The organism is Actinophytocola sp. (assembly GCF_036402745.1).
Classification (GTDB): Bacteria; Actinomycetota; Actinomycetes; order Mycobacteriales; family Pseudonocardiaceae; genus Actinophytocola.
In genome coordinates, this window is the sequence record NZ_DASWSJ010000139.1 from 1 (window position 1) to 7,449 (window position 7,449).

Genomic DNA, 7,449 nt, shown 5'->3' on the forward strand with positions numbered 1-7,449 from the left:
CGCCCGGCTGGATCTGCTCGGCCACGACGTGCATCATCCAGTTGTCGCCGGGATGCACGAGCACGGTGACGGCCGTGCCGGACACCTGCGCGCCGGCGTAGATGGGACGCATGTACGGCTTCATCAGCCCCACGCGGCCCATCGCTTCGTGCACGGTGGCCGACCCGTATTGCGCGAGACCGTCCGCGATCTTGCGGTCGGCGCGCGGGATGTTGCGGTAGACGACGCCCAGCTCGTACATCTCAATGTCCTTTCGATTTCAGCAGCTTGTCCAGCCTCGGGAACACGCGCCGCGTGTTGCCTTCGAAGATCGCCTGCTTCTCCTCGGCACTGAGCAGCTTGCTCGCGTCGATGTAGCGCTTGGTGTCGTCGTAGTAGTGACCGGTCTCCGGGTCGATGCCGCGCACCGCGCCGATCATCTCGCTCGCGAACAGGATGTTGTCGACCGGGATCACCTTAGTCAGCAGGTCGATGCCCGGCTGGTGGTACACGCAGGTGTCGAAGAAGATGTTCTTCAGCAGGTGGTCCTTCAGCAGCGGCTTCTTCATTTCCTGCGCCAGCCCGCGGAAGCGTCCCCAGTGGTAGGGCACCGCGCCGCCGCCGTGCGGGATGACGAAGCGCAGCGTCGGGAAGCGGGCGAACAGGTCGCCCTGCAGGAGCTGCATGAACACGGCTGTATCGGCGTTGAGGTAGTGCGCGCCCAGCGTGTGGGCGTTCGGGTTGCACGACGCCGAGACGTGGATCATCGCCGGCACGTCGAGCTCCACCAGCGCCTCGTAGAGCGGGAACCAGTGCTCGTCGGTGAGCGGCGGACCGAGCCAGAAGCCGCCGGAGGGGTCCGGGTTCAGGTTGGCGCCGACGAACCCCAGCTCCGTGACGCAGCGCCGCAGCTCGGCCACGCAGTTGTCCAGCGAGCCGCCAGGGGTCTGCGGCAGCTGGCACGCCCCGGCGAAGCTGTCGGGGAACAGCCGCGTCACGCGGTGGATCAGGTCGTTGGACGTCCGAGCCCAGGCCAGCGCGACGGCCGGGTCGGGGATGTGGTGCCCCATCGACGACGCCTGCGGCGAGAAGATCATCAGGTCGGTGCCGCGCTCGCGCAGCAGCTTGAGCTGGTTGTTCTCGACCGCGTCCCGCACGGCGTCGTCGCTCGGGTCCACGAGCGCGGGCTCCGGCAGCGTCGGATCGGCCAGCCGCGCGAGCTGGGCCGAGCGGAACGCGGTGTGCGTGGCGGGCGCCGTCGTGAAGTGCCCGTGGCAGTCGATGATCATCGGATCGTGCTCTCGACGTACTGCAGCCCCTTGGCCGCCAGCCGCTCCCGCATGTCCTGCGTGTCGAGGCTCAGCTCGCCCCGCCGATAGCGCTCGCGGGACACCGCCTCCTTCTCCTCCCGCGCCGCCGCTGCCGCGGCCACCGCCGCCGCATCGGCGCGCGGCACCACGACCACGCCGTCATCGTCGGCCACCACGACGTCACCGGGCGCCACGAGCTGCCCCGCGCACGCCACCGGCACGTTGACGCTGCCGAGCGTCTCCTTCACCGTGCCGAACGCCGAGACGCACCGCGACCACACCGGGAAGCCCATCGCGGTGAGCTCGGCGACGTCGCGGCAGCCGGCGTCGATCACCAGCCCGCGCACGCCCCGAGCGGCGAGGGCCGTGGCGAGCAGCTCGCCGAAGTACCCGGCATCGGAACGGGTGGTGGGCGCGACCACCAGCACGTCGCCGTCGCGGCACTGCTCGACTGCGACGTGCAGCATCCAGTTGTCACCGGGGGGCACGCTCACCGTCACCGCGGTGCCTGCGATGTGCACGCTCGGGTAGATCGGGCGCAGCCGCGGCGCGAGGAGGCCCGTGCGGCCCTGCGCCTCGTGGACGGTCGCGACGCCGAACACGGCCAGTGCCTTCACATCGGCCTCGGCGGCACGGGGTGGGTTGCGGACGACGACGGTGCTCATGACGCGCCCGCCCACGGCAGCAGCGACACGTGCACCACGTCCTCCTCCACCTCGCCGCCGACGGCCCGGATCGCCCGGTCGACGTCGTCGAGCCCGAAGGTGTGGGTGGTGAGCCGCTCCAGCGGGAAGCGGCCCGACGCCAGCTGGGCGAGCGCGAGCTCGCACGAGCGGTAGCTGTGCCCGCGCGCGCTCTTGATCGTGATGGCCTTCTCGGTGACCTTCTTGACCGGGAAGTCCGGGAACGCGGCCAGCTCGCCCTGGATCACCATCGTGCCCTCGCGCCGCTTGAGCGCATCGATGCCCAGCAGCACCGGCGCGACGCCGGCGCCGGCCGTGCAGTCCAGCACGACGTCGACGCCCTTGCCGCCCGTCACGTCCAGGACGGCGGTGAGCGCGTCGGCCTGCTGCACGTCGACGACGTGGTCGGCGCCGAGGTCCTTCGCTAGCTGCAGGCGGGCCGCGTCGCGCGTCGTGCCGGTCACGATGATCTGGGCCGCCCCGGCCTGCTTGCACGCCACCACCTGGGAGAGCCCCTGCTGGCCCGGCCCCTGGATCAGGACGGTCGAGGCGTAGCCGACTCCGGCGGCGAACAGCGCCCACTCGATGCCGTTCGACAGCGGCGTGACGATGCCCGCGAGCTCCGCGGAGACGCCGTCGGGCACCTTGTGGAGCACCGCGTTCCACGGCAGGTACATGTACTGCGCGAACCCGCCCCACAGGTGTGGCGCGTTGTCGGCCGAGGTGTAGCCGTAGCGGCGCGCGTCGGGGTTGGTGCGCCAGTCGGTGTTCTCGCAGTGGCGGTACTCGCCGATGTGGCACCACTCGCAGTGGAAGCAGCCGACGTAGTGCTCGACGAACACGCGGTCGCCGTCGGTCAGGCCGTGGCGGCGGGTGAAGGCGCGGCCCGCGTGCACGAGCGTCCCGACGTTCTCGTGGCCCATGATCACCGGCCCGGCGAAGGGCGGCTTCGCGTACATCTTCACGTCGGTGCCGCAGATGCCCGCGACCTCGACCTTCAGCAGCGCCGCGTCGTCGGGGACCGCCGGCATCGCGAAGCTGCGCACCTCGGTTCGCCCGGGACCGGTCCGCACGGCCGCGAGAACGTCCTCAGCCATCTGTACCCCATCTATTGGTATGACAGTTTGTTGTCTTACCATAGCGGAGGATGGCGTGGACGACGAGCGGAGTGAGCCGATGCCCGAACTGCACCTGAGCACCGTGACGCGGACCCAGGGGAACAACGCGGCACTGACCGACGGGACGGTGGCCCCACATGGCGCGGTGCTCGACCTCGTCGACGTCCCGGTGCTGGTCCAGGCGTTCCGCCGGATGGTCCGGGAGAACGCGTTCGACGTCTCGGAGATGGCCTTCACCACCTACCTGGTGGCCAAGGCCCACGGCGCCCGGTTCACGGCGCTGCCGGTCTTCCTCGTGCGCGGGTTCCACCACGGCGCGATCCGCGTCGCCGGCGGTGGGATCGCGCCGAAGGACCTGGAGGGCCGACGGGTCGGGGTCAACCGCGGCTACACCGTCACCACGGGCGTCTGGGCACGCGGCGTGCTCGCCGCCGAGCACGGCGTGGACCTCGACGCGGTCACCTGGGTGTGCTCGGGCGACGAGCACGTCCGCGAGTACGGGCCGCCTGCCAACGTCGAGTCGATGCCGCCGGGCGACGACCTGGCACGCATGCTGGCCGAGGGTCGGATCGACGCGGCCATCGGCGTCGACGCCGGGGTGCCGCTGATTCCCGATCCCGACGGGGCAGGCGTGGCGGCGCTGCGCCGCGACGGCCACTACCCGATCAACCACCTCGTCGTCGTCCGCGACGAGGTGCTCGACGCGCACCCCGGCCTCGCCGCCGACCTGTTCAGCGCGTTCGCCGAGGCCAAGAACCGCTACGTCGCGCGGTTGCGAGCCGGGTCGGTCGAGAACGCGACCGACCGGATGTACGCGCGGGTCATGGACGTGACCGGCGCCGATCCGCTGCCCTACGGCATCGCGCCCAACCGGGGCGCCATCGAGGCGCTGCTCGACCACGCGGTGGCCCAGCACATCCTCGACGGCCGCCCCGATGTCGCGTCCCTGTTCGCCGAGGGCACCCACGATCTCGCCGGATGAATCATCACCGCTTGAGCTGGAGGACCGATGAGGATCGCAATCGTCGCCGACCACAACGCCGTGCCGATGAAGGCCCGTCTCGGCGCCTGGCTCGCCGAGCGTGGGCACGAGGTGGACGACCGCGGCGTGTCCGACGACGCCGTGATCGTCGACTACCCGGTGCTGTGCGCCGACCTCGGCGCGCAGGTGGTGGGCGGTGCCGCCGCGTTCGGGATCGTGCTGGGCGGCAGCGGCAGCGGCGAGCAGATGGCGTGCAACAAGGTCCGCGGCGTGCGCGCGGCGCTGTGTCACTGCCTCTTCACCGCCGAGATCGCCAGGGCCCACAACGACGCCAACGTCCTCGTCATGGGCGCGAAGGTGGTGGCGCCCGACCTGGCCGAGCGGATCCTCACGACCTGGCTCGCCACGCCGTTCAAGGGCGGGCGGCACCAGCTGCGGGTGGACCAGATCATGGCGCTGGAGCGCAGCTGACCCCGTCGAGGCTGACACTGTTGAGGAAGGCGAGGACGCGCGCCGGGGCCGACGCGGCCGTCTGCTCGGCCACCGGCGCGTCCCAGTAGGCGGACCCGGCCAGGCACTCGTGCAGGAACCGGGCCGCCGACGTCGCGTGCGACGCGTCCTGTCCGGGAACGACGAGCGCGGGCACGTCGAGCAACAGCAGGTCCTCCGGCTCGGGTCCGGGCACCGTGTCGCGGTCGAACATCGTGCGCGCGAGTGCGGCCAGCACGATCCCGTAGCGCTGCGGGTCGAGGTCGGCGTACGCCGACGCGAAGCCGGGATCGGTGCGCAGCACCGGCGCCCACGGCCCGACGGACGGGTCGGCGCTGAAGCCCGCCGTCGTCGTGCGGGCCCGCTCGACCACCCCGGCGAGCCCGTGTTCGTGGACGTAGGCGGCGTGGAGCTGGAACCGTTCGTGCTGCGCGAGCCGGTACCGGGCGCCGCCCGCGGGGGAGTACAGCACCATGCTCGCGGTGGCCGCGGGATACGTCACGGCGAACATCGTCGCGACCGAGCACCCGACGCACCCGCCCATGAGGTGCGCCCGGTCGATCCCCAGGTGGTCGAGCAGCCCCTTGCCCTGCGCGGCGTAGTGCCGCCAGGTGATCCGCTCCACCCGCCCGCCGGACGCCCCGGACTCCCGCCGGTCGAACGCGATGCACGTGTAGTGCTCCGCGAGCCGCTCCACGATCCCCGTGCGCTGGTAGACGCCGTGCGTGGCCCAGTTGTCGAGGGTGGCGTTGAAGCCGCCGGGGGAGAACAGCAGCAAAGGCGGCCCGCTCCCCGACACGGTGTACCGGGTGGTGATCCCGTCGATGGTGGTAGTGGGCATGAGTGGTCGCTTCCGCGTCAGGACTACTTCGCAGAGGTTGGGGCCGGTCTGCGAAGTGGGTCAGGTCTTGATGCCGCCGCGGATCTGACGGCCGGCGCGCACGTCCGCGGCGTACGCGGCGATGGCGTCGTGGCTGATCCGGGCGACGTTGGCGTAGGTGTCGGGTGGGGTGTCGAGGCTTGCAGCGCTGTAGCCGATGGCGGCGGTCGCCATCCGGATCCGCCCGTCGAGCCAGGGGCCGCCGCCGAAGCCGCCGAGCACCGGGATCGCGACGGCCTGCGCCACCGCGGGCCCGACGACGGGGCCGGAGTTGGTGAAGTTGAGCATGCAGGCCCCCGCCGCCTCCAGCAGCTTCGCCTCGGCGACCAGCGCATCGAGCATCTCCGGCGGCACGGCGCTGTCCGGGCCCGGCGTCGCGCTGTAGGTGACGCCGTAGCGCAGCGCCGTCTGCGGCGTGATGCCGAACTGCGCGAACACCGGGATCCCGGCCCGGTGCACGGCCGTGACGGCCTCCGGGAAGTCGGCCGCGCCGTCGAGCTTGACGATGTCGACGCCGCCCTCCTTGACCAGCCGGATCGCGGCCCGCACGGCGCTGTCGGGCCCCTCCTGCAGCGGCCCGAACGGGAAGTCGCACGACAGCAGCGCGCGCTTCACGCCGCGCCGCACGGCCCGGCAGACGATCAGCAGCTCGTCCATCGTGATCTCGAGCGGGTTGGCGTGGCCCCACAGGTTGACCCCGACCGTGTCGCCGACCGAGACGATGTCGACGCCTGCCCGGTCGACGATGCGCGCCATCTGGTAGTCCCACGCGACCACGCAGACGATCTTGCGGCCGTCGTCCTTCATCGCCTGCAGGCCGGGCAGGGTCACCGCGGGGTCCATCGTTCCTCCATGAGATCGACAAGGGTCAGGCGCGCAGGGCGGTCAGCACTTCGGCGACGTCCTGCTCGTCGCGGCTGACCAGCAGCACCTGGGCGTGCGGGCGCAGGGCGAGCAGGGTGTCGCGTGACCGGGACTGGTCGCCGAGCACCAGCCCGGCGGTCATGACGCCACGGCGCGCACAGGCCCGGCCGATGGTGTCGGCGGCCTCCGCGCTCCCGTGGTCGGTCGCCACCATCACCGCGACGTCGGCCTCGGCCAGTTCGGCGCCCAGGCTCGTCGGTCCGGCGGTGACGCGGTGCAGTGCCATGCCGTCGCCGCCGATCGGGGGCGACCCGGCGACCAGCGTGAAGAACCGGGCGGCGTGCCACGATTCCCCGGCCAGCCGCCGGACCAGCGTGGCGGCGCCGTCGTCGAGCGCGATCACCCGCGCGCCGCGCCGGCCGGCGATCGGGACGTCGATGCGGTACCGCGCCTCCGCCGCGCTCGTCGCGCGGGCGCAGCTGTTGAGCAGGATCGGGCGCATGGCTCAGACCGACGCGTGCGGCTTGCCGGGGGCTGCCGTGAGCTCGTCCTGGCAGGCCTCGACGAACGACGCGTCGCGCGGGAGCACGACGGCAGCCGAGCGCACGTGGTGGTGCGCCGGGTCGACGCCGGGTGGCACCACGCCGTCGGCCTGCAGGGCAGCAGCCACCTTGCGGAGCTTCTGACGGGCCTTGATGATCCCCGCGTCGGCCGAGACAAGCCGCTCCTTGGACCGGTCGGCGATCGGGCCCATGCTCTCCTGCAGCGATGCGTCCTGCATCGCGATGCCCTTGATGCCGGAGAAGTACTCGCCGCTGCGCTGGGCCTCGCGGTCCATGAGGTAGTCGTTGTCCTTGTTGGCCGCGGGCCGGTAGGTGCCGGGGATGTTCTCGCTGTGCACGCCGTGGCCGGCCCGCATCGCCTCGAGCTCGCTGTCGGTGAGCGGCCGCGTCGGGTGGTAGTCGAAGGAGTACGCCCAGCAGTTCTCGTCGTCGATCGGGACCCACCAGTGGCCGTGGATCGGGTGGTCACCGCGCGGGGGCACCAGCGTGAAGCTCGGCATGACCCACGGCGTGATCCGCCAGTAGTAGGTGTCCTCCTCGGCGTTGCGCCGGGCGCCGACGAACAGCCCGCCGTCGGCGTC

The 7,449-nt window shown here is 71.8% G+C and carries 8 protein-coding genes and 2 pseudogenes; 2 read left to right on the forward strand and 8 right to left on the reverse strand.

Going from position 1 to position 7,449, the window contains the following annotated elements; all coding sequences use genetic code 11:
• The 4 genes and pseudogenes from VGD70_RS13830 to VGD70_RS13845 all read right to left on the reverse strand — a co-directional run.
• A pseudogene (locus VGD70_RS13830) lies at nt 1-241 on the reverse strand (4-carboxy-4-hydroxy-2-oxoadipate aldolase/oxaloacetate decarboxylase); the annotation flags it as partial.
• A gap of 1 nt (nt 242) precedes the next feature.
• Nucleotides 243-1,268 carry an amidohydrolase family protein gene (locus VGD70_RS13835; protein ID WP_331081771.1) on the reverse strand — a complete coding sequence of 342 codons (1,026 nt, stop codon included), beginning with the start codon at nt 1,266-1,268 and terminating at the stop codon, nt 243-245.
• On the reverse strand, nt 1,265-1,954 hold the full coding sequence (locus tag VGD70_RS13840; RefSeq protein WP_331081773.1) for a 4-carboxy-4-hydroxy-2-oxoadipate aldolase/oxaloacetate decarboxylase: 690 nt from the start codon (nt 1,952-1,954) through the stop codon (nt 1,265-1,267). Before VGD70_RS13840 ends, VGD70_RS13835 begins: the two co-directional genes overlap by 4 nt.
• The gene (locus VGD70_RS13845; RefSeq protein ID WP_331081774.1) at nt 1,951-3,069 is read right to left on the reverse strand and encodes a zinc-binding dehydrogenase; all 1,119 of its coding nucleotides are present in this window, start codon (nt 3,067-3,069) and stop codon (nt 1,951-1,953) included. Before VGD70_RS13845 ends, VGD70_RS13840 begins: the two co-directional genes overlap by 4 nt.
• Before the next feature lie 55 nt (nt 3,070-3,124).
• On the opposite strand from VGD70_RS13845, the gene VGD70_RS13850 reads away from it, so the two are divergent.
• Both VGD70_RS13850 and VGD70_RS13855 read left to right on the forward strand, forming a co-directional pair.
• Nucleotides 3,125-4,072, forward strand: coding sequence for a hypothetical protein (locus VGD70_RS13850; protein ID WP_331081775.1), 948 nt, complete (start codon nt 3,125-3,127; stop codon nt 4,070-4,072).
• 27 nt (nt 4,073-4,099) lie between these two features.
• Nucleotides 4,100-4,543, forward strand: a complete 444-nt coding sequence (locus tag VGD70_RS13855; RefSeq protein ID WP_331081777.1) for an RpiB/LacA/LacB family sugar-phosphate isomerase — start codon at nt 4,100-4,102, stop codon at nt 4,541-4,543.
• On the opposite strand, the gene VGD70_RS13860 is transcribed toward VGD70_RS13855, so the two are convergent.
• The 4 genes and pseudogenes from VGD70_RS13860 to VGD70_RS13875 all read right to left on the reverse strand — a co-directional run.
• Entirely contained in the window at nt 4,521-5,402 is an 882-nt protein-coding gene (locus tag VGD70_RS13860) for an alpha/beta hydrolase (protein WP_331081779.1), read from the reverse strand. The two genes, VGD70_RS13855 and VGD70_RS13860, sit on opposite strands and share 23 nt — an antisense overlap.
• Nucleotides 5,403-5,462: 60 nt before the next feature.
• Nucleotides 5,463-6,284: a 3-methyl-2-oxobutanoate hydroxymethyltransferase gene (locus tag VGD70_RS13865; protein ID WP_331081781.1), complete on the reverse strand. Its 822-nt coding sequence runs from the start codon at nt 6,282-6,284 to the stop codon at nt 5,463-5,465.
• Between the two features lie 25 nt (nt 6,285-6,309).
• Nucleotides 6,310-6,807, reverse strand: a complete 498-nt coding sequence (locus VGD70_RS13870) for a hypothetical protein (RefSeq protein WP_331081783.1) — start codon at nt 6,805-6,807, stop codon at nt 6,310-6,312.
• 3 nt (nt 6,808-6,810) lie between these two features.
• A pseudogene (locus VGD70_RS13875) lies at nt 6,811-7,449 on the reverse strand (hypothetical protein); the annotation flags it as partial.